The organism is Kribbella sindirgiensis, from assembly GCF_004331435.1.
GTDB lineage: Bacteria > Actinomycetota > Actinomycetes > Propionibacteriales > Kribbellaceae > Kribbella > Kribbella sindirgiensis.
On the sequence record NZ_SJKA01000002.1, the window covers coordinates 354,176 to 380,389 of the forward strand.

General features: G+C 69.2%; 27 protein-coding genes. 12 read left to right on the forward strand and 15 right to left on the reverse strand.

The genetic code is table 11. From position 1 onward, the window contains the following. Positions 1–85 precede the first annotated feature (85 nt). Positions 86–253 carry a DUF3117 domain-containing protein gene (locus tag E0H50_RS06235; RefSeq protein WP_012923066.1) on the reverse strand — a complete coding sequence of 56 codons (168 nt, stop codon included), beginning with the start codon at positions 251–253 and terminating at the stop codon, positions 86–88. Positions 254–429: 176 nt separating this feature from the next. Between E0H50_RS06235 and E0H50_RS06240 the strand changes: the two genes are divergently transcribed. The 3 genes from E0H50_RS06240 (at position 430) to E0H50_RS06250 (ending at position 4,341) form a co-directional block, all read left to right on the forward strand. Beyond that, the gene (locus E0H50_RS06240; RefSeq protein WP_131285613.1) at positions 430–1,248 is read left to right on the forward strand and encodes a PaaX family transcriptional regulator; all 819 of its coding nucleotides are present in this window, start codon (positions 430–432) and stop codon (positions 1,246–1,248) included. 32 nt (positions 1,249–1,280) lie between these two features. Next, a complete protein-coding gene (locus tag E0H50_RS06245) occupies positions 1,281–2,072 on the forward strand; it encodes an enoyl-CoA hydratase/isomerase family protein (protein WP_131285615.1) in 792 nt (263 codons plus the stop codon). 151 nt (positions 2,073–2,223) lie between these two features. Further along, a complete protein-coding gene (locus tag E0H50_RS06250; RefSeq protein ID WP_131285617.1) occupies positions 2,224–4,341 on the forward strand; it encodes an alpha/beta hydrolase-fold protein in 2,118 nt (705 codons plus the stop codon). 226 nt (positions 4,342–4,567) lie between these two features. Here E0H50_RS06250 and E0H50_RS06255 read toward each other — a convergent pair whose 3' ends face one another. From E0H50_RS06255 to E0H50_RS06285, 7 genes are all read right to left on the reverse strand, one after another. Beyond that, positions 4,568–5,128 (reverse strand): DNA-3-methyladenine glycosylase I, encoded by a 561-nt coding sequence (locus E0H50_RS06255; protein WP_131285618.1) that lies wholly within the window; start codon positions 5,126–5,128, stop codon positions 4,568–4,570. Then, a complete protein-coding gene (locus tag E0H50_RS06260; protein ID WP_131285619.1) occupies positions 5,125–5,589 on the reverse strand; it encodes an SRPBCC family protein in 465 nt (154 codons plus the stop codon). The genes E0H50_RS06255 and E0H50_RS06260 overlap by 4 nt, the downstream gene beginning before the upstream one ends. Continuing rightward, entirely contained in the window at positions 5,589–6,563 is a 975-nt protein-coding gene (locus E0H50_RS06265; protein WP_272948491.1) for a DivIVA domain-containing protein, read from the reverse strand. The genes E0H50_RS06260 and E0H50_RS06265 overlap by 1 nt, the downstream gene beginning before the upstream one ends. 214 nt (positions 6,564–6,777) lie before the next feature. Further along, positions 6,778–7,635 (reverse strand): LOG family protein, encoded by an 858-nt coding sequence (locus E0H50_RS06270; RefSeq protein WP_131285622.1) that lies wholly within the window; start codon positions 7,633–7,635, stop codon positions 6,778–6,780. A gap of 37 nt (positions 7,636–7,672) precedes the next feature. After that, positions 7,673–8,737 (reverse strand): succinyl-diaminopimelate desuccinylase, encoded by a 1,065-nt coding sequence (gene dapE / locus E0H50_RS06275; RefSeq protein ID WP_131285624.1) that lies wholly within the window; start codon positions 8,735–8,737, stop codon positions 7,673–7,675. Continuing rightward, the gene (locus tag E0H50_RS06280) at positions 8,734–9,417 is read right to left on the reverse strand and encodes a VOC family protein (RefSeq protein ID WP_131285625.1); all 684 of its coding nucleotides are present in this window, start codon (positions 9,415–9,417) and stop codon (positions 8,734–8,736) included. Before E0H50_RS06280 ends, dapE begins: the two co-directional genes overlap by 4 nt. A 10-nt stretch (positions 9,418–9,427) precedes the next feature. Next, on the reverse strand, positions 9,428–10,039 hold the full coding sequence (locus E0H50_RS06285; RefSeq protein WP_131285627.1) for a CGNR zinc finger domain-containing protein: 612 nt from the start codon (positions 10,037–10,039) through the stop codon (positions 9,428–9,430). 63 nt (positions 10,040–10,102) lie between these two features. Between E0H50_RS06285 and E0H50_RS06290 the strand changes: the two genes are divergently transcribed. Continuing rightward, positions 10,103–10,753 (forward strand): pyridoxine/pyridoxamine 5'-phosphate oxidase, encoded by a 651-nt coding sequence (locus E0H50_RS06290; protein WP_165547012.1) that lies wholly within the window; start codon positions 10,103–10,105, stop codon positions 10,751–10,753. Beyond that, entirely contained in the window at positions 10,744–11,409 is a 666-nt protein-coding gene (locus E0H50_RS06295) for a maleylpyruvate isomerase family mycothiol-dependent enzyme (RefSeq protein WP_131285630.1), read from the forward strand. Before E0H50_RS06290 ends, E0H50_RS06295 begins: the two co-directional genes overlap by 10 nt. 144 nt (positions 11,410–11,553) lie before the next feature. On the opposite strand, the gene E0H50_RS06300 is transcribed toward E0H50_RS06295, so the two are convergent. Beyond that, a complete protein-coding gene (locus tag E0H50_RS06300) occupies positions 11,554–11,766 on the reverse strand; it encodes a hypothetical protein (protein ID WP_131285631.1) in 213 nt (70 codons plus the stop codon). A gap of 428 nt (positions 11,767–12,194) precedes the next feature. On the opposite strand from E0H50_RS06300, the gene E0H50_RS06305 reads away from it, so the two are divergent. The 3 genes from E0H50_RS06305 to E0H50_RS06315 all read left to right on the forward strand — a co-directional run bounded on the left by E0H50_RS06305 (position 12,195) and on the right by E0H50_RS06315 (position 14,894). Then, positions 12,195–12,857, forward strand: a complete 663-nt coding sequence (locus E0H50_RS06305; protein ID WP_238150805.1) for a KpsF/GutQ family sugar-phosphate isomerase — start codon at positions 12,195–12,197, stop codon at positions 12,855–12,857. Then, complete coding sequence (locus E0H50_RS06310) at positions 12,854–13,792, forward strand: ribokinase (protein WP_131285632.1); 939 nt, start codon at positions 12,854–12,856, stop codon at positions 13,790–13,792. The genes E0H50_RS06305 and E0H50_RS06310 overlap by 4 nt, the downstream gene beginning before the upstream one ends. 103 nt (positions 13,793–13,895) lie before the next feature. Next, a complete protein-coding gene (locus E0H50_RS06315) occupies positions 13,896–14,894 on the forward strand; it encodes a LacI family DNA-binding transcriptional regulator (RefSeq protein ID WP_131285633.1) in 999 nt (332 codons plus the stop codon). 51 nt (positions 14,895–14,945) lie between these two features. On the opposite strand, the gene E0H50_RS06320 is transcribed toward E0H50_RS06315, so the two are convergent. The 3 genes from E0H50_RS06320 to E0H50_RS06330 are packed head-to-tail and all read right to left on the reverse strand — an operon-like array spanning position 14,946 to position 19,795. Beyond that, entirely contained in the window at positions 14,946–18,020 is a 3,075-nt protein-coding gene (locus E0H50_RS06320; protein ID WP_131286041.1) for a GH92 family glycosyl hydrolase, read from the reverse strand. 54 nt (positions 18,021–18,074) lie between these two features. Beyond that, positions 18,075–18,968: a Rossmann-fold NAD(P)-binding domain-containing protein gene (locus E0H50_RS06325; protein ID WP_131285634.1), complete on the reverse strand. Its 894-nt coding sequence runs from the start codon at positions 18,966–18,968 to the stop codon at positions 18,075–18,077. Next, a complete protein-coding gene (locus E0H50_RS06330; protein WP_131285636.1) occupies positions 18,965–19,795 on the reverse strand; it encodes a phosphotransferase in 831 nt (276 codons plus the stop codon). The genes E0H50_RS06325 and E0H50_RS06330 overlap by 4 nt, the downstream gene beginning before the upstream one ends. Before the next feature lie 54 nt (positions 19,796–19,849). Between E0H50_RS06330 and dapD the strand changes: the two genes are divergently transcribed. Together dapD and E0H50_RS06340 are read left to right on the forward strand one after the other, a co-directional pair. Further along, positions 19,850–20,788 carry a 2,3,4,5-tetrahydropyridine-2,6-dicarboxylate N-succinyltransferase gene (gene dapD, locus E0H50_RS06335; protein WP_131285638.1) on the forward strand — a complete coding sequence of 313 codons (939 nt, stop codon included), beginning with the start codon at positions 19,850–19,852 and terminating at the stop codon, positions 20,786–20,788. 100 nt (positions 20,789–20,888) lie between these two features. Next, positions 20,889–21,866: a VldE C-terminal domain-containing protein gene (locus E0H50_RS06340; RefSeq protein WP_131285639.1), complete on the forward strand. Its 978-nt coding sequence runs from the start codon at positions 20,889–20,891 to the stop codon at positions 21,864–21,866. A gap of 64 nt (positions 21,867–21,930) precedes the next feature. On the opposite strand, the gene fdxA is transcribed toward E0H50_RS06340, so the two are convergent. Further along, complete coding sequence (gene fdxA / locus E0H50_RS06345; protein WP_131285641.1) at positions 21,931–22,257, reverse strand: ferredoxin; 327 nt, start codon at positions 22,255–22,257, stop codon at positions 21,931–21,933. A gap of 116 nt (positions 22,258–22,373) precedes the next feature. Between fdxA and E0H50_RS06350 the strand changes: the two genes are divergently transcribed. Then, on the forward strand, positions 22,374–23,306 hold the full coding sequence (locus E0H50_RS06350) for a GNAT family N-acetyltransferase (protein WP_238150806.1): 933 nt from the start codon (positions 22,374–22,376) through the stop codon (positions 23,304–23,306). A gap of 11 nt (positions 23,307–23,317) precedes the next feature. Further along, on the forward strand, positions 23,318–23,755 hold the full coding sequence (locus E0H50_RS06355) for a type II toxin-antitoxin system PemK/MazF family toxin (protein WP_131285643.1): 438 nt from the start codon (positions 23,318–23,320) through the stop codon (positions 23,753–23,755). Positions 23,756–23,759: 4 nt separating this feature from the next. Here the strand turns inward: E0H50_RS06355 and E0H50_RS06360 are convergent, their stop codons facing one another. Further along, positions 23,760–25,544: a VanW family protein gene (locus tag E0H50_RS06360; RefSeq protein WP_131285645.1), complete on the reverse strand. Its 1,785-nt coding sequence runs from the start codon at positions 25,542–25,544 to the stop codon at positions 23,760–23,762. Positions 25,545–25,657: 113 nt separating this feature from the next. Then, positions 25,658–26,176 (reverse strand): flavin reductase family protein, encoded by a 519-nt coding sequence (locus E0H50_RS06365; protein WP_131285647.1) that lies wholly within the window; start codon positions 26,174–26,176, stop codon positions 25,658–25,660. Positions 26,177–26,214 lie beyond the last annotated feature (38 nt).

Below are 26,214 nucleotides of genomic sequence, written 5' to 3' on the forward strand. Positions count from 1 at the left end.
CGGAGTCCCGAGACGCCCTCTAGGGCACCCACCGGGGTCGGAGTGATGTAGGTAAGGGGCGCGGACACACCCCCGGAGGACGTGATCAGCCGACGACGGCCTTCAGTGCGTTGCCGAGCTCGGTCGCTTCGTCGGCGTTGAGCTCGACGACGAGCCGACCGCCGCCCTCGAGCGGAACCCGCATCACGATCCCGCGGCCCTCCTTGGTGACCTCGAGCGGACCATCGCCCGTCCGCGGCTTCATCGCCGCCATGCGCGCACCCCTTCCCAGTGTCGGTGTTGAGCGACGACACCGCGCTGGGAACCGTGACCGGCGCCGTTGCGGTGATGCGCCGTCGGCGCGTATCGCAGTGTGTATCTGTGTGCGTCAGGCCCCATTATTCCCGATCCCGGGCCAGAGCCGTGCACCATACGGCAGACTCGAGTCTTGTGCACGCCCGTTCAGCCCTCTTCGACCTGTACGGCGACCACCTGCGCGCGCGAGGTGCGCAGGCCCCGGTCGCGGCTCTCGTGCTGCTGCTCGCACCGCTCGGGGTCCACCCGCCCGCGGTCCGGACCGCCGTCTCCCGGATGGTCCGGCAGGGCTGGCTGGAGCCGGTCAGGATCGACGGCCAGCCCGGGTACGCGTTGACATCCCGGGCGCGTCGCCGCCTCGACGACGCCGCCGCGCGCATCTACCGGACCACACCCGACGGCACGCCGGTGGAGACCGGTTCCGAGGGACCGGGCGACTGGGACCGGCACTGGCACCTGGGCATCCTCCGCGAGGTCCCGAACGCCCGGCGCCGCGAGCAGCTGGCGAGCCAACTCTCCTTTCTGGGTTGGGCTCCGCTGTCCGACGGCGCGTGGGTCGGGCTGCGCAACGACGCCGAGGTGGACCAGATCCTGGGCCAGGAGGGCATCGCCGCGGACCGGTTCCGGGCCCCGGTCGATGCCGGCGCGGTCGAGTTCGCCCGGCGGGTCTGGAAACTCGACGAGCTCGGCGCGTCGTACGACGCCTGGCTGATCGAGGCGAAGGCCCTCGTGGACGCGGCCGGTACGGAAACCGGCGACGAGCAGGCGTTCGCCGTCCGGTCGGAACTGGTGCACGAGTGGCGCAAGTTCCTGTTCCGGGATCCGGGCCTGCCGGACGAGCTGCTGCCGGCCGACTGGGCCGGGACGAAGGCGGCCGCGTTCTTCGATTTCCATGCGGAACGATTGGGCCCCGCGGCCGGGCGTTTCGTCGACGACTGCCTGACACAGCACTGAAAATCTCACAGAACGTCAAGGAGCTGACCACGATGAGTGATTCCGTCTTGTACGCCGTCGACGCGGGTGTCGCGACGGTCACCCTGAACCGGCCGGATGCGATGAACGCGCTCGACACGCCGACCAAGGTGCTGCTCCGCGACACGATCCTGGGTGCCGCCGACGATCCGGCCGTGCGCGTCGTCGTACTGACCGGGACCGGCCGGGCGTTCTGTGTCGGGCAGGACCTGAAGGAGCACATCGGGCTGCTGCAGGCGAACGATCAGGCGGCGCTGTGGAGCACGGTGCCGGACCATTTCGCGCCGATCGCGCTCGCGCTCGCCGAGATGCCGAAGCCGGTGATCGCGGCGATCAACGGCGTGGCGGCCGGCGCCGGCGCGTCGATGGCGTTCGCGTGCGACTTCCGGGTCGTCGCCGACACCGCGGGCTTCAACCTCGCGTTCACCGGTATCGCGCTGTCCTGCGACACCGGGATCTCCTGGACGCTGCCCCGCCTGATCGGCCACGCGAAGGCACTCGAGCTGCTCTACTTCCCGCGTACCGTCCCTGCCGGTGAGTCCCTCGACCTCGGCCTGGCCACCTCGGTCGTCCCCGCCGCCGACCTCGAGACCGCCGTCGCCGAACTGGCCGCCAAACTCGCAGCCGGCCCCACGGTCGCGTACGGCGCCGTCCGCCAGTCCCTCGGCTACTCGGCAAGCCACACCCTCGCGGAGGCCCTGGTCTTCGAGGCCGGAAAGATGCAGCAAACCGGCGCCACAGAAGACCACCACAACGCAGTGGAATCCTTCGTAGCCAAAACCAAACCCACCTTCACCGGCCGCTAACCCGCGCCATCCACCGGGGGTGCGACCAGGAACCCGGGCCGGTGCACAGGAAATAACGTGTTCACCGGCCCCGCCACGCGGGCGCTCCCCCGACAACCTGGTGGCTCGCTCACTCTTGTAATCGTTTACGTAAGCGATTACAACCTGACGTGTGAGGAAACTGCTGCTACCTGTCCTGACCGCCGCCACGCTGGTCGGGAGCGTCGTCGTCCCCGGATCCACCGCCGCGCCGACCGCCGCGCCGGGTGTCATCAAACCCGCTGCCGTGCGGTCGGCGACGCTCGGTGAGGAGATCAACTACAACGTCTACCTGCCGGCCGGGTACGACGCTTCGGACCGGCGCTACCCGGTCATCTATCTGCTGCACGGGCGCGGGGACTCGATGAGCGCCTGGACGCAGGTCAAGAGCCGCCTGGACGAGCTGATCGGAAACGGCGAGATCCCGCCGACGATCGCGATCATGCCGGACGCGCCGTGGAGCAGCCGGGCGAGCTGGTACGTCGATTCGGCATATCAGGGAGTCGATCCGGGACGACCGGTCGAGACCGCGTTCTTCAAGGATCTCGTGCCGCAGATCGACGCGACGTACCGCACCATCGCGGACCGCACCGGCCGCGCCGTCGCCGGTTACTCGATGGGCGGCGCCGGCGCGCTCCGGTACTCGCTGGCGCACCCGGAGGTGTTCGGCGCGGCGATCGCCCTCAGCCCGGCCGCGTACTTCCCGCTGCCGCCGAGCGATTCGAGCACCCGCGATTTCGGTGCCTTCGGCAAGGGTCAGGATCCGTTCGTCGAGTCGACGTACCTGAAGCTGAACTGGCCCGCCGCGCTGAAGTCGTTCGCGGCGACCGGGTTGCGGTCGCATCTGTTCCTCGCGGTCGGCGACGACGAGTACAAGAACCCGAAGCCGATCGACGCCACCCACGACCTCGACTTCGAGACGCATGTGGTGTTCAACCAGGCGGCGCGGGTGCCGACCCTCACGTCGGAGTTCCGGGTCGTCGACGGCGGGCACGACTGGGACGTCTGGGGACCGACGTTCGCCGAAGGCGCGAAGTACGTCTTCCAGTACCTGGGCAAGCCACCCGCCACACCGATGCGGGCCGCGATCACCGGTACGGCGGGCGAGGACCGCGCCGGCGGCATCGCGACAGATGCCTCAGGCAACGTTTATCAGGCGGTCGCGGCGGCCGGCGCACTGGACGGTCAGCCGTACGCCGGCGGCACGGATGTCGCGCTGATCAAGTACCGCGCCGACGGATCGCGGGAGTGGACACGATCACTGGGAACCACCGGCACGGAACGCGCGTACGGCGTTGCCGTCGACGCCGAAGGGCGGGTTGTCGTGACCGGCTACACGAACGGCGACCTGGACGGCGCGCATGCGGGGAACGCCACGGACGACGCGTTCGCGGCGCAGTACGACGCCGACGGGAATCGCCGGTGGCTGACGCAGTTCGGCGTACCCGGGGTGGCGGATCGGGGCTACTCGGTAGCCATCGACGGGACTTCGGTGTATGTCGGCGGTTACACGAAAGGCGCGCTGGGCGGGGCGAATCGGGGCGACAAGGACGTGTTCGTCGCGCGGCTCGACGCGGACGGGAAGCAGGTGTGGTTGCGGCAGACCGGCAGCGCGGGTGAGGACAAGGGCATGTCCGTCGCGGTCTCGGGCGGCGCGGTCTACCTGGCCGGGATGACAGCCGGCGAACTCGGTACGTCGGCCGGCGGGATCGACGGATTCCTCGCACGCTACTCGAGCGGCGGCGATCCGGTGTGGACGAAACAGTTCGGCACTACTGCCTCCGACGAGGTGTGGGGCGTCGCGCCCGATCCGGCGGGTGGGGTCTATCTGACCGGTTACACCGCAGGCGATTTCGCGGGCCCGTTGATCGGCGACAAGGACATCCTGGTCGCTCGCGCCGACGCGGACGGCGTACTGACGTGGCGGGATCAGTTCGGCACGACCGGCAACGACAAGGGCGCCGCGGTGGCTGCGGATGCGGGCGGCGCCGTGTACGTCGGCGGCTTCACGGACGGATCGTTGGAGACACCAGTGGGCAAGTTCGACGGCGTACTGACGAAGTACTCGCCGGACCGTGCGCGCAGCTGGACGCGACAGTTCGGTACTGCGGACGATGACGCGGCAGATGCTTACGCCGAAGCGAATCTGTACCTGACGACGACCTCCACCGGCACCCAACTGTCCGGTCTGACCGGAACCGATGTGTTCCGGACGGCCTTCACCGCGGACGGCGCGAACACGCTGCCGTAGAGGGGTGTCCGGGGCAGATTCACCGGACACCCTCCAACGTTTGGTGGGCTCCACGACCACGTTCCGGCAGGGCGAGTCACGGCCGGACAACCACCTGACAGTCGGGGAGCCCGCTGAACACCTCATCACGTTCAGTGCCCGAAGCACAACTCGTTCAGCCGTTTGTCTTTTGATTCCGCCAAAGTTCCTTTTGCATCTGCAAAAGGCTTCTGCACGTGCACGCGGATTACCGGGCTATACAGGTCTTCAGGTGGTCGTTCACGATGCCGGTGGCCTGCATCAACGCGTACGCGGTGGTGGGTCCGACGAAGACGAAACCCTTCTTCTTCAAGGCCTTCGACATCGCCACGGACTCCGGCGTTGTGGCCGGTACGTCGGCGAGCGTCTTCGGGGCCATGTGCTTCGCCGGCCGGAACGACCAGAGCAGGTCGGTGAACTCGCCGTCGGCCAGCTCGAGCAGCGCCCGCGCGTTGGAGATCGTCGCGTTGATCTTCAGCCGGTTGCGGACGATCCCCGGATCGGCCATCAACCGGTCGAAATCCGTGTCGTCGAACTTCGCGATCGTCTCCGGGTCGAACCGCGCGAACGCGGCCCGGAAGTTCTCCCGTTTGCGCAGGATCGTGATCCACGACAGCCCCGACTGGAACCCCTCGAGCGTCATCCGCTCGAACAGCGCGACGTCGCTGCGGATCTCCTTGCCCCACTCGGTGTCGTGATACTCGACGTACTCCGGTGCGGACGTCGCCCAGCCGCAGCGTGGCTGACCGTCCGGTCCGACGACCGTCATGCGCCGGCCTCCTTGACCAGCCGCCGCAGCGAGATCCGCATCATCACCTCGAACGCCGGGCGCACGACCGGCCAGGCGAACGCACCCAGGCGCCCGAGCGGCGGTACGACGTCCTCCGACCAGGTGAACGTGCTGCCGACCGATTCGCCGCCGAGCGCTCTCGGCTCGATCGCGAACGTCCCGGTGCCGCGGACGACCTTGCCGAGATGTTTCACCGTGCACTCGCGCGGCGGATCCCAGTGTGTGATGACCATGTCGTCAGTGAACCCGACGCCACCGACAGAAGTCCGCGCCGCGACTCCCCCGCCGACGCCGACACCGTCGTTCTCGGTCCCCCAGACGCGCGTGAACAGCATCCAGCGGGACTGGCGCTCCCAGTCCATCACTACGTCCCAGGCGACCTCAGGTGCCAGCCGCAACCCGATCGACGCCTCCGCGTGACAGCTCCTCGTCGCGTCCATCAGCTCGGGCGCTGATACGCCCCTTCACCCTGCTGATCCGCAGGCGGCCAGAACCGCCACCCTTCCTCATCCCCCTGCTCCCCCTGAGCCTGCTTCTTCTCCTGGCCCGGCTGGTCCGCGGGCGGCTGCTGCGTCTGCACCTGCTGCTCCGGGGCCGGCTGGTCCGCGGGCGGCTGCTGTGCTGCGGCGGGCTCGTCCGGCGCCTGCTCAGGCGGCAGCGACGTCCAGTGGGCAGTGGGGGGCTCGACGGGAGGTTCTGCGGGAGCCGGGTCCGGCTGGTGGTTCTGCTGAGCGGGCGGTTGCTGATGTGGAGCCGGCGTACGGCGTGGGGTTACCGGTTGGGACTGAGCTTCCAGTACGGCGCGGGCCTCCGCCTGCAAGCGCTCGTACTCGTCGGCAGCTGCCTGGACCGCCCGCGGCAACTCGGTCGTCTCCGGCTCGTCGTCCGCCTCGTCGGCACCCGCCGACGAAGCACTTGTACCGGTCGCGGCATCTGACGCAGTGTCCGCTGCCTCAGCCGCCTCGGACCCGGCGGACTCCTCGGGGTCGGTGGGCTGGGCTGCTGGCGTGGGTTGGGTGGTGGGGTCCGGGAAAGCGCCGCCGACCAGGATCGGCTGCTGCGTCCCGGTGTCCTCGAACTCGGCCGGGTCGTACGGGCGGGAGCTGAACCCGTGCCCGTCCGGCGCCTCGACGATCGGGGCGACCGCACGCTCCAGGTCGGCGATCCGGCGGTCGCGTTCGGCGACCTCCTTCGCGACCCGTTCGAGCAGCGTGTCGACCTCGTCCATCCGGTAGCCGCGCACCCCGACCGCGAACCGCGCCGACTCGATATCGGTCGACGTGAGCGCCTGCCGGGCCGGCACGGTCATGTCGGGCCGGTCGTCGTACGCCGTGCTCATGGCACCCCAACGACCCGAGGCGACTACCGCGACAGCCCCGATCAACAGCACCACGATCAGCCCGAAGAACCACATCACGGGACCGATCGTGCCATGCCGGGCGAGTCAACCGCGAAAGTCCCCAGGATTTAGAGGTCGCGCAAGGCGGTGGCGCCGTCGCGAGCGTCGTCCCGCGGAGTGCTGGGCAAGGCGGAGGAGGGAGGCAGGACGGAGTCCTGTCGACCGACGACAACGCCGCCCAGTGCCCGCGGGACGACGCGCAGCAGGCGCCACCGCCTTGCGCGACCTCTCAGCTCCCGTCGGAGCCTAGGCGGTGTGCTCGGCGGGCCGGGTCGTTCGCCGCGTCGACCTCGCGGGCGGCCTCCTGGGCGGCTTCCTCGGCGGCCTCGTCGGCGAGTTCGCCGGCCTTCACGATGTAGCTGATCGCCTCGTCGACGTCGTCGGTGACGACGAACATCTCCAGGTCGGCGGCCGAGATCTTCCCGTCCTCGAGCATCGTGGTCCGCAGCCAGTCGACCAGCCCGCCCCAGTACGACGTACCGAACAGGACGACCGGGAACGACGTGACCTTCCGCGTCTGCGCCAGCGTGAGCGCCTCGAACATCTCGTCCAGCGTGCCGAACCCGCCCGGCATCACCACGAACCCCTGGGCGTACTTCACGAACATCGTCTTCCGGGTGAAGAAGTACCGGAAGTTCATCCCGATGTCGACCCACTCGTTCAGGCCGTTCTCGAAGGGCAGCTCGATGCCGAGCCCGACCGACACCCCGCCGGCCTCGGACGCGCCCTTGTTCGCGGCCTCCATCACGCCCGGTCCGCCGCCGGTGATCACGGCGTACCCGGCCTCGACCAGTTTCCGCCCGAACTCCTCGGCGGCGGCATACATCGGGTCGTCCACCTTGGTCCGCGCCGACCCGAACACGCTGATCGCGGCGCCGAGCTCGGCCAGCATGCCGAAGCCCTCGATGAACTCCGACTGGATCCGCAGCACCCGCCACGGGTCGGTGTGCACCCAGTCCGACGGCCCGCGGCTGTCCAGCAGCCGCTGCTCGGACGTCGAGTGCTGCACCTGGTTCCGCCGCATCGTGACCGGCCCGCGCTGCTGCTGGCCGACCGGACGGTCGGGGTGGATCGATGGTTCTGACATGCCTCCAGGTTATTGCCTGACCGGTAACCGGGCGCGATCACGCGCGGTCTGTCAACCAACTCCTCAGCCGCTGTTCACACAGCTCGATCTCGGCCTCGGGCACGAACTCGTCCTGCTTGTGCGCGTACAGCGGGTCGCCCGGCCCGTAGTTCACCGCCGGTACGCCGAGCAGCGTGAACCGGGCCACGTCCGTCCACCCGAACTTCGGCTGCGGCTCCCCGCCCACCACCTGCAGGAACGCCGCCGCGGCCGGCCGCTCGAGCCCCGGCAGCCCGCCCGGGGCGGAGTCCGTGACGACCACGTCGTACCCCTCGAAGACCTCGCGCAGGTGCGCCTCGGCCTCCTCCTCGGACCGGTTCGGCGCGAACCGGTAGTTGATCGTCACCGTGCACAGATCCGGTACGACGTTGCCGGCGACACCGCCCGTGATCGCGACCGCGTTCAGCCCTTCGCGGTATTCGAGCCCGTCGATCGGCACCCGTCGCGGTTCGTACGCCTGGAGGCGCGCGAGCACCTCACCCGCCGCGTGGATCGCGTTCGACCCCATCCACGACCGGGCCGAGTGCGCGCGCTCGCCGCGGGTGCTGACCTCGATCCGCATCGTGCCCTGGCAGCCGGCCTCGACGACCGCGTTCGACGGCTCCATCACGACCGCGAACACGCCTTCGAGCAGCTCCGGGTTGGAGCGGGTCAGCTTGAACAGACCGTTCCGCTCGGCCTCGATCTCCTCGCAGTCGTAGAACACGTACGTGACGTCCCGGTTCGGCGCGTCGAGGGTCGCGGCGAGCCGTAGCCCGACCGCGACGCCGCCCTTCATGTCGCACGCGCCGAGACCGTGGATCAGACCGTCGGCGCGGCGGGCCGGGAGGTTGTCGTTGAGCGGCACCGTGTCGAGGTGACCGGCGAGGACGACCCGCTCGGCGCGGCCGAGGTCGGTGCGGGCGACGACGGTGTTGCCGTGCCGGAAGACCTTCAGGTGCGAGTACGCCGAGAGCGCCTTCTCGACCTTGTCCGCGAGCTTCTCCTCCGTCCCGCTGACCGAGGAGACGTTGACCAGCGCCTCGGTCAGGTCGGACGCGGACACGGTCAGATCGAGCTTCATGGGGCCTCCGGGGGCAGGAACACGCAGAATTCGTTGCCCTCGGGGTCGGCGCAGACGTTCCAGCCGATCTCGTCGTCCTTGGGCCGCAGCAGTGTCGCACCAGCGTCGAGCACGGGCTGCAGGGCGGGTGCGGTGACGTCCCAGTGCACGCGGTTCTTGACCGTCTTCGGCTCCGGGACCGGGTTGAAGACCCAGTACCTGAACGGCAGACCGGGGACGTTCTCGAGCCAGTAGTACGGCCGGCCCTCGCGGCTCGAGAAGTCGCCGCCGACGACGTTCGCCCACCAGCGCGCCTGTGCCTCCGGGTCGGCCGAGTCGACGATCAGCTCCATCAGCCGGTACGCCGGGACCGTCTCGCGGACGAACCCGCAGAACTCACCGCCCTCCGGGTCCTCCAGCACCGTCCAGGGCTGGTGTTCGGTCTCGGGGGACCGGACCGTCGCGCCGGAGCGTTCGAGGTCCGCGACGGCACCGGTGATCACGTCGAGGTGCACGCGGTTCTTCACGGTCTTCGGCTCCGGGACCTTGCACATCCAGATGGTCTTCTCCGGGAGGTCACCGACGAGCACGTTCGGGTTGTCGGCCGGCGCGGTCAGCCCGATCGTCCGCCCCCAGAAGGCAGCCATCTCGCTCGGGCTCGCCACGTCCACACACAGGTCCTTGAACCGCGCGACGCTCATACCGCACAGATTATCCGGCGGTCCGTTTCCGGTAATGCCGGTTCACCCGCTCGCGATTCCCGCACGCCGGCGAGCACCACGTCTGCCGCGGGTCGTCCTGCAAGAAGTACTTCACACACCGCGCGGCCGGGCAGGCCCGCAACCGCGCGCGATCCGGCCCCGCCAGAAAGTCGATCGCCGACCGCCCAACCGCCCCCACGAGCAACTCCACCGGATCCGCGGTCCGCGGCACGCGCTTGGTCGCCGGAGCCGCGCCCTCCACCCACTCCAGCTGCTCACACCCCAACGCCTCCGCCGCCCGGTTCACCATCCGCAGCGCGTCCTCGACCCCCATCAACCGATCAGCATCCGCCTTACTGGCAGCCCCGGGCGCCACCGCCCGAGCAAACAGCGCCCGCACCGCCCGACGGATCCCCACCAGCTCATCTCTCACGTTGGGGAGGATTTCTTCCCGAATCGGGTGGGCGATCCTCCCCAACCCGTCGCCCAGTACCTGCGCGACCAGGGCGTCGTGCTGGTTCAGCCACGCGGCGGTCTGCTCCGGCGTCGACAGGAGGTCCGCGACGCCGCCGTGCCCGTCGTGCTTGATCGTGGCAGCCAGAGCGAACGCCAGCGTGGTCATCTGATGATCCTAATGGGATATTCGATTGATGGCATGTGGATTCGTGCTCTAGGGTCTCGAACCGTGAGCGATCTCCGCACGCGTCTCCGCGCCGCACCAACGCTGACCGGGACCCCGCCGTCCTGGGATCCGTCGCAGACTCCCGACGCGCCGTACGAGCTGTTCGTCGAGTGGTTGCTGGCGGCGATCGACCGTGACGTGGTGGAGCCGTGCGCGGCCACGTTGTCGACGGTCCGCGCCGACGGACGGCCCAACGCGCGCGTGCTGATCCTCAAGAACGTGACGGAGGGCGGCTGGCAGTTCGCGTCGTCGTCGACCAGCCGCAAGGGCGAGGAGCTCGAGACCACGCCGTACGCCGCTCTGACGTTCTACTGGATCCCGCTCGGTCGCCAGGTCCGCGTCTCGGGGCGAGTCGTGCCAGCCCCGGCGGACGAATCGGCCCGCGACTTCCTGCTCCGCCCGCCCGCGGCCCGGGCGGAAGCCCTCGTCGGCCGGCAGAGCGCCGTACTGGCGGACCGCGCCGACATCGATCCCGCGGTGCAGGAGCAGGCCGACCGGATCGCCGCGGATCCCGAGCTGATCGCCCCGAACTGGACGCTGTACACGCTGCACGCCGACGAGGTCGAGTTCTGGCAGGCCGACCCGGACCGCCGGCACCTCCGACTGCGTTACCGCCTGGACGAGAACTGGACCAAGGAGCTGCTGTGGCCCTGAACGAAGTACGCGCGATCGCCGACCAACTGCTGGCCGTGACAGCAGACCTCGACGACGCCACCGCCCGCGGCGCGTCCGGCCTACCCGGGTGGTCACGCGGGCACGTGATCACCCACATCGCGAACTTCTCCGAGGCGATGACGCGTCAGGTCGACGAGGCACTGCAGGGCCGGCTCGTCGAGGTCTACGACGGTGGGCGCCCGGCACGCGACGCCGCGATCGAGGCCGGCGCCGACCGCCCCGCCGCCGAGCTCCGCTCCCACCTGACGCAGGCCGTCACCACGTTGCTCGCCTCCTGGGAGAAGGTCGGCCCGACCGACTGGCCGCTCCCGATCCTGCACCGCAACAGCAACCTCTCCGCGGGCCTGCAGGCGACGTGGCGCGAACTCACCATCCACACCACCGACCTCGACCTCGGCATCACCGCCACCACCTGGTCCGCCGACTTCTGCCTCCACCTCCTGGACTTCCTCCGCCCCCGCACCCCCGACAACACCCACCTGACCCTCAAGTCCCCCACCCACACCTGGACCAACGGCACCGGCGAAAACATCACCCTCGAAGGCGCTCTCACCGACCTGACCGCCTGGTACGCCGGCCGCCCCACCCCATCTCCCATCACAGGCCCAACCCCCGACCTCCTCCCCTGGCCGTAGACCGTCTCGCCGGCTCAGCGGACGCCCACCACTCACTAACCCCACCCGCCAGCACCCCAGAAGCCACCGCCAAGCGTGCGACCACCCAACCCACCCCGCTTGCTGAGTGTCTGAGATCCGCCCGAGCGCACGAGAGCGCCGAAATCAGGTGCCGCTTCTGCTGGCCAGGTACGTGACGCCGCCCTGACTGATCACGCTCAGGTTGGACGCGTTCGGCCCGTACGCGTGCACAGACCCGTCCGGCGCGAGCGACCCGCCGCGCCGTAAGTCCGCGAACCAGATCGTCGTGAACACATGGTCCGAGAACATCGCGAGGTCCTGGACGGCGAGGTACATGGTGTCGCCGACGCACACCATCCCGGTCGGCTTCCGGTTGTACCCGGCGCCGCTCCAGACCGACCCGACCTGGTCCCGCGAGAGATCGTTGCCCCGGACAAGTTCCCGGCGTACCGGTGATCTCGCTGACCGCGATGTCGGCGAAGTCGCAGTCGCTCTTGCTGGACATGCCCTTCGACTCCACCTGGGCGGTGCCGATCGCAGCAAGGCCCCACGCTTCATGGGCTGTCCCTTCAAGGTGTGCCGTGTTCGTCCTCGCCGAGGGTAATCGATTTCTCGCAATGTACGAGTGCCGGGCGGAACGGTCAAGGGCCGATGGGAGGCCGATGTGACCACTGCGGGCGATTCCCGCCTGTGCACAAGGGTTTCGACCAGGGCTCACGCGTTGACACCACCCGATCCCACTGCCTAATCTGCGGAAATCGATTTCTGAGACGAGAGGCGCTGGGATGCCAGTTGTGCCGAACCGTGCGTCCGTCCACCGCACGGCCGACGAGCTGTCCAGAGACCTGGTGGCCAGGGGGCTGCAGGCGGCGCGGGACGCCATCGAGACCGAGGCCGCCGCCGTGTCGGCGCTCGCCGACCGCCTGGACGGGGTCTTCCTGGACGTCCTGATCGCGGTCGCCCGCTGCGAAGGTCACCTGGTGGTGACCGGCCTCGGCAAGTCCGGCCTGGTCGGGCGGAAGATCGCCGCGACGCTCGCGAGCACAGGGACGCCGGCCACGTTCATCCACTCCGGCGACGCGTTGCACGGGGACTCCGGCGCCGTGACGTCCCGCGATCTCGTCCTGGCGCTGTCCGCATCCGGCGAGACGGCCGAGGTGTGCGAGTTCGCCCGGATGCTGCGGACCCGCCAGATCCCCGTGATCGCGATGACCGGTCGCGAGGAGTCGACGCTCGCGCAACTGGCGACGTACACGCTGGACACGATGGTGCTCCGCGAGGCGGATCCGCTGAACCTGGCACCCACCGCGTCGACGGCGGCCTCACTCGCGATGGGCGACGCGCTGGCGTGCGCACTCGTCGTACTGCGGGAATTCAGCCATCACGACTTCGCGCGGTTCCACCCCTCCGGTGCCCTCGGCAAGCGTCTCTCGGAGGACCAGGCATGAACGATGTCTGTGTACTCGGGTCGTTCATGAAGGATCTCGTCGCGTCGGCGGAGCGGCGGCCGTTGCCGGGCGAGACGCTGCACGGGACCGGGTTCGCGGAGTTCCTCGGCGGCAAGGGCGTGAACCAGGCGATCGCCGCTGCCCGCATGGGTGCGCGGACCGCGATCATCGGGACGATCGGCGACGATCGGTACGGCGAGGAGTTCCTGGAGCTGCTGTCCGCGAACGGGGTCGACACCTCGTGGGTCGTGCGGCACCCGTCGCTCGGCACCGGGGTCGGGCTGCCGCTGGTACTGCCGGACGGCGGGAACTCGATCATCATCGTGTCCCGCGCGAACGCGGCGATCACCGCGCCGGACGTCGAGGCCGCGACCGACGTACTGACCGCGAGCAAGGTGCTGAGCGTGCAACTCGAGCTCCCGGTCGAGGCGAGCCACACCGCCCTCCGGCTCGCCTCGGCCGCGGGCGTCACCACGATCCTGACACCGGCCCCGGTCGGTCCGGTCGATCCGACGCTGGCGGCGTACGTCGACATCCTGGTGCCGAACGAGGTGGAGGCGGCGGCCCTCACCGGGCTGAACTGCGACGACGAGTCGCAGGTGCCGATGATCGCGCGCAAACTCGCCGAGGACTGGGACCTGCGGGCCTGCGTGGTGACGCTCGGGTCCCGGGGCGCCTACGTCCTGGACCGGGTCGGCGGGTTCGAGGAGCGGATCGCTGCGTTTGACGTGGACACCGTCGACACGGTCGGCGCGGGCGACGCGTTCTGCGGATCGCTGGCCGCCTCGCTCGCACATGGGGCCGACCTGGTGGACGCCGTACGGCTGGCGAACGCGGCAGGTGCCCTCTCGACCACGGTCAACGGCGCCGCCGACTCCGCCCCTTCACACGCCGCAGCGCTGGCACTACTGGAAGGCGTCACGTCGGTGACATGAGATCCTGGTGCCCGCCGAGCTACACCACTCCGTGGGCACTTCGGCTCGGATCGGAGTTAGAGTGCGATCCAGACGACCATCGGATCTCCAGCGGGGAGCGGGTATGACGACGATCTACGACGTAGCGCGTAGGTCGGGGGTGTCACCGGCGACGGTGTCACGCGTGCTGAGCGGCCGGCGGAACGTGGATCCCGAACTGTCGGAGAAGGTCCGGGCCGCGGTCGCCGAGCTCGGGTACCGGCCGAACGGAGTCGCGCGGAACCTGCGCAAGTCCTCGACGAACCTCTGGGCAGTCGTCATCTCCGACATCGAGAACCCGTTCTTCACCTCACTGGTCCGCGGCCTCGAGGACGTCGCGCAGACCGAGGGGTACCACGTCGTCCTCTGCAACTCCGACGAGGACTCGGCGAAGGAAGCGGCGTACGCGTCGGCGGTCCTGACCGACCAGATGGCCGGCGTCGTGATCTCCCCGACGTCGACGGCCGAGGGCGTGCACCTGCTCGCGAACGCGAAGATCCCGCTCGTGATGATCGACCGCCGCGTGGAGGGCGTCGAGGCCGACACGGTGCTGGTCGACAACGAGCACGGTGCGTTCGAGGGCGTCAAACACCTGATCGACGGCGGATACCGGCGAATCGCCTGCATCACCGGCCCGCGCAAGGTGTCGACCGCGATGGACCGCCTGGCCGGGTACCGGTCGGCGCTGCGGGCCGGCGGCATCCGGTACGACAAGGACCTGGTCCGGCACGCCGACTTCCGCGAGGCCGGCGGGTACGCCGCGATGGAAAGCCTGCTCGAACTCCCCGACCCGCCCGAGGCGCTGTTCGCCACCAACAACCTGATGACCGTCGGCGCCCTGGAATGCCTCGCGAAGAAAGGCCTGCGTGCACCCGACGACATCGCGATCGTCGGCTTCGACGACATCCCCTGGGCCGACCTCGTCGTACCCAGCCTCACCACCGTGGCCCAGCCGACGTACGAGCTGGGCCGCACCGCCGGCCTCCTCCTGAAAGACCGAACCGCCTCCCCCGGCCGCCCACCCTCCACCGTCACCCTCCGCACCGAACTCCACATCAGAGCCACCTCCGCCCCCAAGAAGTAACCCCACCAACAGGACACCGCTTCGCGGCGGTGTCCGTTTGACTGCGTGGGCTCAGTGCAGGAGTTCTAGTTGAGCGAGGGTTGCCGGGGTCGGTGTGGTTAGGCGGTAGTGCTGGTACTCGCCTGGGGTCTTGATGGTGAAGGGGCGGGTTTGGCGGGACCAGCGGAAGGTCTGGTTGGTGCGCTCGTCGAGCAGGGTCCACGTGGTGCCGTCGGTGGATGCCTCCAGTTGCCACGCGCTGGGGGCGTCCGCCGAGCCCGACGTGAGGGTGTAGAGGGTGGGCGTTGCGGGGGCCGGGAGGGTCCAGGCGACTCGTTCGAGGGTGGTTTCGGTGGCGGAGGTGTCATCGAGGAGCGGGTTGCTCGGGTCGACCGGGATCAGGTCGACGAGGGGCCTGGCGACGGCGTCGTTCGAGGTCAGCGCCGGCGGGAGTTCCAGGGTCGCCCAGTCGGACGGCTCGGCGCCCAGGGTGAAGTGGAGTTGGTCGGCAGCAGTCAGGTCCGCGTGGGTGATGGAGGCTACGGACAGCTGCTTGCCGTCGACCTGGAGGTCTTGTACATAAGGGTGTTCAGCACCTGAGGCAGTGATCGTGAGAGGGCGGCCGCCCAACGGGGAGACAAGTACACGCGGGAAGAGTGGCGAGCCGATCGCGTACTCGGGAGCGCCGACCCGGAGCGGGTACAGGCCGAGCGCCGCGAACAGGTACCACGCGGACATCTCGCCGTTGTCCTCGTCACCCGGGTACCCCTGCCCGATCTGCTCACCGACGTACAGCCGGTCGAGGACCTCGCGGGCGATCGCCTGGGTCTTGGCCGGCGTACCGGTGTAGTTGTACATCCAGGCGATGTGGTGCGCCGGCTGGTTCGAGAAGCCGAACTGCCCCATCCGGACCGCCTGCGCCTCGAGCATCTCGTGGATGACGATCGAGTACGTGCCCTTCTTGACCGCGAGTTCGGGAGTCGCGAAGAACGCGTCGAGCTTCGCCTCCAGACCGCGCGGTCCGCCGTACAGGTTGGCCAGGCCGCGCGGGTCGTGCGCGACGTGGAACGCGAAGTTCCACCCGTCGGTCTCGGTGAAGTCGCCGCCCCACTCCTCGGGATCGAAATCGGCAGCGGTCTTGGCGAAGGAGCCGTCCGCCCGCCGCCCCTGGAAGAAGTTCACCGAGTTGTCGAACAGCAGCACGTAGTTCAGCGACCGGCGCCGCAGGTACTCCGCTTCCTCCAGCAGCTGGTCACGACGCTCGGGATGCTCGTCGGCCAGACGCGTGGCCATCTCCGCGAGCGCGAAGTCGTTCAGGTACGCCTCGAGCGACCACGACACGCTCTCCTCGGTGTCGGTGCTCACGTACCCGGCGAAGATCCCGGTCTCGATGCCCTTCCGCCCGACCTCCGTTTCCGAAGGAGCGACAGTCGCGTTCCGCAGCCCCGCGTCGTACGTCGCCAGCGGGTCGGGCAACGTCACGCCCTTGAGGTACGCGTCCGCGAACGACACGTCCGAGCTCGTCCCGGTCATACAGTCCGCGTACCCGGGCGAGGACCAGCGCGCGATCCAGCCACCGTCGCGGTACTGCTGCACGAACCCGTCGACCAGCTCCGCGGTCAGCGCCGGATAGAAGAACGCGTACGCCGGCCACGCGGTCCGGTACGTGTCCCAGAACCCGCTGTTCACGTACATCTTGCCGCTCTTCACGACCGCGTTCGTGTCCCGCTCGGTCGGGTCACCTGAGGTGGGCAGGACCGGGCTGGCGTAGCGGTACTCCGGTGCGTCCGGCGTACCCGCGTTCTCGAAGTGTGAGTTCGGGTAGAGGTTGAGCCGGTACAGGTTGCCGTACACGGTCCGCAGCTGCGGCGGCGTCGCGCCCTCCGGCCGGATGACCTGCAGGCGCTCGTTCCACACCGCGTTGGCGGCGGCCTGGATCTCCTCGAAGGACCGCCCCGCGAGCTCGAGTTCCAGGTTGTGCCGCGCCTGGTCCACGCCGATGAACGAGGTCGCGATCCGCAACGTCACCTCTGGTACGTCGAACGTCGCGGCGCGGGCGTTGGCGCGACCACCGTGCGCTGCACCGAAAGCGATGGGAGCGGTCGAGAACTCGCCGTAGCAGTACATGCGGGTGCGACCCGTCTCCGAGCCGTTCTCGACCCAGCCGGTGATCGCGTTCCCGTCGTACGAGAAGGCGCCGTGCTCGTCGATCGTGTCGAAGATCAGGTGCCGTCCGGCCGCGTCCCGCGGGAACGTGAACCGGAAGATCGCGCCGTGATCGGTCGGAGTGAGCTCCGCGCGGACCCCGTTCGCGAGGTCGACCGCGTACAGGTCGGGGCGCGCGGTCTCGTCGTCGTGGCTGAACGCGGCGGCGCGCTCGGCGGGATCGCCCAGCGGCTCGGCGGCGGCGACCGGCATGATCGTCAGCTGATCGCGGTCGCCCATCCACGGGCTCGGCTGGTGCGAGAACGTGAGGCCCTGCAGCTCGGGGCGGTTGTCCGCGTTGTTGGCGCGGTGGTACTCGTACGGCCAGCGGTGCGTCGAGGCGTTCGTGACCGGGGTGAGGAAGTTGAACCCGTTCGGCCAGGCGGTGATCGGCAGCGTATTCCCGCGGGAGAAGTCATGGCTGGCGTTGGTCCCGCGGCGCGTGTCGACGTACGCCGCCAGGTCCGTCCCGTCGGGCTCCGCGGGCGCGGGACCGATCTCGACGTCGTCGATCCATCCCACGAACTCGTGGCCCGCCTCGGGCGCATCCACCACGAGCACGACCTGCTCGACGGTCCTCCCCGCGGCCGCGGTCAAGTCGACCTGGACGTCGTTCCACTGACCGGCGTACAGGATCTTCGCGGCACCCTGTCCCGCCGCGTCAGCAGCCTTCCCGTACTGGTCCCGCGCCCCGTCCAGCCCAGCCCCGTCCGCAAACACCACTTCGACGGCCACGTACGTCGCCGAGTAGCTCAGCCCCGCATCAAGCTCCGGATAAACCTTGTACCGCAGCCGATCCCCCGCCGCGACGACCCGATCCCCGCCAGGCAACGGCACCACCTGCCGCCCACCCGACGTCCCGGAGTACCGAGTCCCGTCCACGCCGCTGAACCCCGCCCGAGAACTAGTAGCCCCACCAGGCCCGCCACCACGCACAATCATCACGCCGCAATCCTACGAAGCATCGCTGGGCCGTGCGCCGGGTTGTCCACAACCTCAGTGAGGTGGGTCCGGCGGGATGTTTCCGGCTTGGATCCAGGTCACGTAGTCGTGGGCGATCGCCTTGTCGGGGCGGAGGTGGAGGCCGGCGTGGAGGGCTCGGGTGTTGTCCAGGTGGAAGGTGCCGTCGTTGGTGCCGTCGTGGGGGAGGTGGAAGCGGTCTACCTCGGGGGACCAGTTGATGGGGTGGGGGTTGGGTACGGCGGCGCGCCAGGCGGTGGCCAGGTCCGCCATCGTCTGCGTGGGGCCTACCGCGTTGAAAGGGCCCGGGATGCGCTTGGTGGTGAGGTGGAGGAGGAAGGCTGCCAGATCGCGGGCGTCGATGTACTGGATGGGCTGGTCGGGGCGGGCGGCGCATTCCATCGGGAGGTCGTGGGCCAGCGCCCAGCCCCAGTTGCCGAAGTCGGGGTTGTACGGGCCGACGACGAAACCGGAGCGTACGGCGGCGGTGCGGTCACCGAAGGTGGCGGTGAGCAACGACTCGTTGCGGACCTTCGACGGCCCGTAGAGGTCCATCGTGAAATGGTCCTCGGGGGCACCGGCCGGCCAGAGCAGCAACGGCGCGGACTCCGTCATACCGGGCGTGGTCTTGCTGGCGTACACGGCGATCGAGGACATGTACGTGTAGTGGCCACAGCGGTCGCGGAGTACGGACGCGCTGAGCGCGACGTCCCGGACCAGGAAGCCGGACATGTCGATCACGCCGTCCCACTCGCCCGCGGCGAGCGCGTCGGGCGCGGCGCGGTCGCCGGCGATCCGGCGTACGGAAGGGAAGAGGCCGGGGTTCGTCTGCCCGCGGTTGAACAGCGTCACCTCATGACCGTCCGCGAGCGCGGCCTCGACCACGTGCCGCCCGAGATTCTTGGTGCCGCCGAGGACGAGCAGCTTCATGCCAGGGCTCCGACGACGTCCTCGAGTTCGGTGAGCAGGCCGTCGATCCAGTGCACGGAGTCCGGGATCGTCCGCAGGCCCTCCTCGACCACGAACGTCAACGCCAGCAGGTAGAAGCAGCCGCCGCCCACCAGGAGCTGACGCTCCACCAAGGCGGGGTCGGCTCCGGCGGCGTCGACGTACCGCCGCACGATCGGCGCGCGGTCGTGGCCGAGGGCAACGGCATCGCGGATCAGGGTGTAGAGGTCGCTCAGATGCGGCGCCAGGTACGCGCCCGGCCAGTCGACCGCGGTCCACCGCCGGCCGTCGGTGACCAGGTTCTTCGGCACGAAGTCGCCGTGGACGACGGCCGTCGGAGCCTCCCGGTGCACCCCGGCCAGCGCTTCGGTGAGCGGGCCGAGATCGAAGTCGATCCGCCCGATCCGATCCGCCAGCTCCTTCACCCGCTCCGGCGGGAACTCGCTCGGCCCGCCGACCGGCTGTTTCCGGATCGCCGCGAGCAGCTCGGCGGCCGCAAGGAATCCTTCGGCGCTCGGCTCCTGCTCCAGCGTCACCCGGCCCACGTCGGCCAGCACGAGCACGCCGTCGACGCCGTACAGCAGGTCCGGCGCCGGCAGTTCGAACGGTACGACGAAGCGCTCGTAAGCACTCGCCTCGCCGGACTGCCCGTCGGTCCCCCGCTTCACGATCACGCTGCGCAACCCGTACGACAACCGCCGTACCTCCGACGACCCCCACTGCCGCAACAGCTCCGAGTGCACCGCGTCCTCCCCTGGTGCCGCCAACTCCTCCAGCACCACAGCACGCGGAACCCAGCCAGGAAGCATCCGAAAAGTAGACCACAGGGCCGTCCCCGAGCGCCGCCGAATTAGGGTAGGCCCATGACCGAGAACGCCACGCACGCCTGGGGCTTCGGCCTCGCGACCGTTACGACCGCTGGGGACGTCCTGGATGTCTGGTATCCGGCGCCCGAGCTCGGGACGCAGCCCGCGGACTCGAAGGCTCCGGCCGAACTGGTAGCGGCGGAGGGCAAGGACGACCTCCGGCAGGTACGGCGTGAGGTCGTGACGACCGAGATCGCGCTGGACGCGGCCCCGGACGGTACGGCGGACGCGTATCTCCGGCTGCACCTCCTGAGCCACCGCCTGGTCCGCCCGCACGGCGTGAACCTGGCCGGCATCTTCGGCGCCCTCCCGAACAACGCGTGGACGTCGCTCGGCCCGGTCCCGGTCGAGGAGATCGAGAACGTGCGGTTGCGGGCGCGCGCGGCGGGTCAGCACCTGAGCGTCACGAGCGTGGACAAGTTCCCGCGGATGACGGACTACGTCGTACCGTCCGGGGTCCGGATCGGCGACGCGGACCGCGTTCGGCTCGGCGCGCACCTCGCCGAAGGAACGACGGTGATGCACGAGGGTTTCGTGAACTTCAACGCCGGCACGCTCGGCACGTCGATGGTCGAGGGCCGGATCGTCGCCGGTGTCGTGGTCGACGACGGCAGCGACATCGGCGCGGGCGCGTCCATCATGGGCACCCTGTCCGGCGGCGGCAAGCAGGTCGTCTCGATCGGCAAGCGCTGCCTGCTCGGCGCGAACGGCGGTACCGGGATCTCGCTCGGCGACGACTGCGTGGTCGAGGCGGGCCTGTACGTGACCGCCGGCACCAAGGTCACCCTCCCGGACGGCAGCGTGGTCAAGGCCCGCGACCTGTCCGGACAGCCCGGGCTGCTCTTCATCCGCAACTCGGTGACCGGCGCGGTGGAGGCCCGCCCGCGCAAGGGCGAAGGCATCACGCTCAACGAGGCTCTGCACGCCAACGCCTGATCGTCCGAAAGTATGAATTCGCCAACCGACGTGAGGCTCGGCACGTCAACCCGTTCGTGAGGCAGGAACCTGTCACCCGCCCTCGGACGTTGGGAGCGGTATGCCGATAAAGCGTGGTGCCCTCGTGGCCGTCGGGGGCATTGGCGTGCTCAGCCTGGCGGTCGGGGTCGGCATCGCCTGGCTCGGCGGGAAGCACGTCGGCAACCTCCTGCCGCCGACCGAGGAATGCTCGGCGTCCGTGAACGGGCAGACGGTCGTGGTCGACTTCGAGCAGGCCGAGTCGGCAGCGATCATCGCGGGCGTCGCCGTACGGCGCGGTCTGCCGGCCCGCGCGGCGACGATCGCGCTCGCCACGGCCTACCAGGAATCCGGCCTGCGCAACCTGGCGCACGGCGACCGGGACTCGCTCGGGCTGTTCCAGCAGCGGCCGTCACAGGGCTGGGGTACGGCGGCGCAGGTGCAGGACCCGCACTACGCGGCCGGCAAGTTCTACGACGCGCTCGTGAAGATCAAGAACTACCAGAAGCTCGCCATCACGGTCGCGGCCGACAAGGTGCAGCGCAGCGCGTTCCCGAACGCGTACGCCGACCACGAGGCGGACGCCCGCGTGCTCGCGTCAGCGCTGACAGGGCAGTCGAAGAGCGTGTTCAGTTGCACCGTGAACACGGACGCGGTGCCGCAGGAGGTCATGGGGCGCAACGGGCTGACGCCGCGTGCCGACGCCGTACGGAAGGACCTGCTCCGGACGTTCGGGAGTGTGTCGACCGGTGGGTACGCCGCGGGCGGAGTGAGGACCGGGCACATGGAGGGATCGGCGCACTACGACGGGCGGGCGGTCGACGTGTTCGTGCGCCCGATCTCGGCGGCGAACACCACCAAGGGCTGGGCGATGGCGCAGTACCTGGTCGCGCGGGCGGATCTGCTGAAGATCAAGACGGTCATCTTCAGCGACAAGATCTGGACCGCCGGCGGCCGGTCGGACTCGGGCTGGCGGGACTACACCCCACCCGAACGCTCCGGAGACCCCAAGATCCTCCGCCACCTCGACCACGTCCACGTCGACGTCCTGGAGCAATAAACACAACGTCCGAAGAAACGTGCGCTCGAGGCCACGTTCCTTCGGACGTTGTGTGATGAATGAGTTACTCGTCGTGTTCCTGCGGGGGCAGGGCGGCGATGAACGGGTGGTCCTTGTCGATCTTGCCCATCTTGGACGCACCGCCGGGCGAGCCGAGGTCGTTGAAGAAGTCGACGTTCGCGGTGTAGTAGTCCTTCCACTGCTCCGGAGTGTCGTCCTCGTAGTAGATCGCCTCCACCGGGCAGACCGGCTCGCAGGCTCCGCAGTCGACGCATTCGTCGGGGTGGATGTACAGCATCCGGTTGCCCTCGTAGATGCAGTCGACGGGGCACTCCTCGACACAGGCGAGGTCCTTCAGGTCAACACACGGCTGCGCGATGACGTAGGTCACTGCTACTCCTCCTATGGCAGGCAAGCGCAGCGGGGACTGGGGTGCTGCGATGCGGTGGTGCTCGGTGTCTCTAGTATCACGGTAGTACGTTGACCACTGTGCCAGGAGTCCGGATCGTGTCAGGCCTGGGTGCCCGTGATATCGGCCACCGTGTCGTCGTCCGGCACCGGATTCCAGGCGGTCTGACCGACCTCATCGGCGTTCTGCAGTCGTGGACCCCCGCACTGGCCATTGTCCGCCACGCGGATGGCTCGGTCCATGAAATCCCGGCAGCCGATGTGACCGCCGCCAAGACGATCCCAGAGATGCCGCTCCGCCCGGTGGACGTCGACCAGCTCTTCCTCACGACCGCACTGGGCCGCCCAGCCGTCGAGACGGCGTACGTCGGCCACTGGTTGCTCCGAGCATCCTCCGGCTGGACGGGCCGCGGGAACTCGCTCCTCCCGGCCGGAGACCCTGGTATGCCGGTCCCCGACGCCCTCCACCAGGCAAGCACCTTCTACCGGGAGCGCCACCTTCCTCCACAGGCTCTGATCCGCGTAGGCAGCCCCGAAGACCAGGAGATTCGCGCTTGCGGCTGGGTGGACGCCCGCCCGGACCAGTCCGACGTACTGGTCATGCACACCACGCTGGACCACGTGAACGCGCTTCCCGGATACGACGTACAGCTCGACGAGGCACCGAATGACGCATGGTACGCCGCCGCTTTCCAGGGCCCGGTACCGGAGGTAGCCCCGAAGGTGCTCGAAGGAGCGCCCAAGGCGGTGTTCGCATCGGTGACTCTCGACGGGGTCGTGGCGGCTGTCGGACGTGGCTCCATGACCGGGCACTGGCTCGGGGTGGATGCGATCCGCGTGGCTGACGACTACCGCCGCCAGGGCCTCGGTACGGCGATTGTGCAGGCGCTGGCGCGCTGGGCGGGACCGCACGGCGGCCGCCGTACCTATCTGGAGGTCCTCGTCGAGAACACCGGCGCGATGGCGACGTACACCCGTCTCGGCTACCGCGAGGCCTACCGCTACCGCTACCTGACCAGCCACCCCCGCTAGGCTCCGGTGGCATGGCGGATCATGTGGTCGAGCGGCCGGAGTACCCGGGGGACTTCGAGGGCACGGTGCGGGTGGAGTACACGCCGCACCCGGACGACGGGGTCGCGGATCCCGGTGAGATCGTCTGGACCTGGGTGCCGTTCGAGGAGGACTTCAGCCGCGGCAAGGACCGCCCGGTGCTGGTCGTCGGCTGGGACGAGCCGTACCTGCTGGCGCTGATCCTCACCAGCAAGGACCACGACCGCGACGCCGCCGACGAGGCGCGCTGGGGCCGGGTCTGGCTGGACATCGGCAGCGGCTCCTGGGACAAGGAGCAGCGTCCCAGCGAGGTCCGCCTCGACCGCGTCCTCCGCATCGACCCACACCACGTCCGCCGCGAAGGCGCCGCGATCGCAGAACCGGTCTTCACCCAGGTCGCCGCCGGCCTACACACCCTCAACCGCAACTGACAGATCAGCTCGGTGGACGGGTTGTCGTTGTGGTGACGCCTGGTTTTCGGCCGGGTGGGGTTGAGATGCCGCCCGGTGGCGGGGTCACGGTGGTGCCTGGCTTCGGCCCGCAGCGGATGTCGTTGGCCGCGTTGTACTTCGTGGTGAACGACTCGGTCTTCACCCGGACGCCGTTCTTCGCGAAGTACCGGTAGATGGTGATGTCGAAGCCCGCGGTCGGCGCCTGCGGCTCGCACTTCGCGGCCGTGTTGTACTCGATGCTCGGCTGCCGAAAGTTCGTCTTCTCCGACTGCCCGGCGGTGACGTCGACGAACTTGGTGCCCCAGATGATCACCCGGATACTGCCCTTGCTGCCCGGCGTCGACGCCTTGAAGATCGTCTGCACCAGCAGGCCGTGCCCGGAGTCGTTCAGGAACTTCAGGTCCACGTTCGGCCAGGCCACGGTCGCTTCCCGCCCGACCGGGTAGCGGCTGATGTAGACGCTGTGCGCCTTGTGCGCGACGATCTTCAGCCCGGCGAAGAACGCCGCGTTGAACGTCGTGGTCGCCGACTGCGAGACACCGCCGCCGAAGTCCTTCTCGAACTTGCCGCCGCTGATGATGTACCCCTCGGCGAACCCGTTCTCCTTGGTCCGCTCGCCGACGATCTTGTTCAGGCTGAACTCTTCGTTCGGCTTCAGCAGCGTCCCGTTGATCTTGGCCGCGGCCGTCCCGATGTTGGTGTTGCGGTACGGCGCGTGCGGGAACTCGGTCTTGAAGTCGCCGATGTTCTGCGTGATCCCGAGCGCGGTCGCCTGCGCGGTGGTGAACTTCGCCGGAGTCGCCGTCAGCGGTACGGCGGCGCGCCGCTCACCGGTCGGCTTCGGCAGGATCGCGAGGATCGCCGCCCCGACCTTCGCCCGGTCGACGACCATCCCGTTGACCGCCGGGACGACCTTCGGACCGGCCCCGACGATCTGCACCGTCGCGTCCTTCGGCAGTGTCTCCAGCGCCTTGAACCGCTGCACGAACAGCGGCTCCAGCAGCTTGGTGTTCAGCGCCGGGATGACCTTCCCCTCCTGCACGCTGACCGCCAGCGCCGGCGCGAGCTCGGCCGGCTCCAGCTCGACCGACTTCGACCCGACGGTCAGCCGGATCGGGCCCGACATCGCGGGCTCGGCGAACTCCTTGAGCGCCTTGTCGATCGCCTCGGAGGCGGCCTGCGGCTTGGTGACATCGGCCGGCAGTTCCTTCGGGGTCCCGTCCGACGGGTACGCCGCGAGCACCGCGTCGACCGCCTTCGCGGTGTCCAGCTGCAGGCCGTCGGCCGGGTCGTGCTTCACCGGCTGCGTGCCCTTGAAGGTGATCGTGCCCTCGGTGGCCTTGCGGTTCACCTGGCCGGCCAGCTTGTCGACGGCCGCCTTCAGCTTCGCGTCGTCCTTGGTCACGACCGGCTCGACCGCGTCCCCGCCGCTCAGCGCGTGCCAGATCCGGCCGGGGGCCAGGCTGCGGCCCGCGCCCGCGGCGGCGACGGTCTTGTCCACGTCCACGGACAGCCCGGCGTCCGCCGGCTGGACCTGGAACTTGGAGTCGCCGGCCTTCAGCGCGATCGGCGCGGCCACGCGGTCCTTGAGGCCCGCGGTCAGCTTGGTCTTCGCGTCGGCCTCGGACAGGCCGCCGATCGGGATGCCGAGCACGGTCGTGTCCGTCGGGATCTTGGCTCCGGCGAACGCGAACGCCGCGCCGTACCCCACGACGACAACACCGAGCCCCGCGGCGGCGATGATCCCCGCGAGCTGCTTTCTCCCCACCGGACAGAGTCCTCCCGCTCGAGCGCTTGGTCAGGGCACAAGCGCACATCCTACGGGACGGGGCAGGCCCCACCGACCGTCGGGGCCGCCCCGCGATGCCCCGGCAGTAACAATCAGTTTCCGGGCAGTTCCCGGTAGTGACTGGAATGGTAGATCAGTGCGCTCGGGTCGCGTGCATCGCCCGTCCCGAGGCTCAGCACCTCACCCACCACGATCGTGTGGTCGCCCCCGTCGTACGTCGCCCAGGTCCGGCACTCGAGCCACGACAGGGCGCCGTCGACGGTCGGGCACCCGGTTTTCGGGCCGGCCGTCGTACCGATGCCGTCGAACTGGCTGTACAGATCCCGCCCGGACCGCGCGAACCGCTCCGCGATCGCCTTCTGCGCCCCGGAGAGCACCGACACGGCCCAGTAACCGCAGTCCAGGACGGCGGAGTGCATCCGGACGCCCTTGTCGACGCAGACCAGCACCAGCGGCGGATCGAGCGACACCGACGTGAACGCGTTGGCGGTCATCGCGTGCGCGACGCCGTCCTGCAGCGTGCTCATGATCGTGATCCCCGACGCGAACTGGCCGAGCGCAGCGCGGAACTCCGCAGGCGGGACGTTCCCACTCGACTCGGTTGAGGACACCTCAGCAGGTTATGCCCGCCGACAGGTTGATGCCTCAA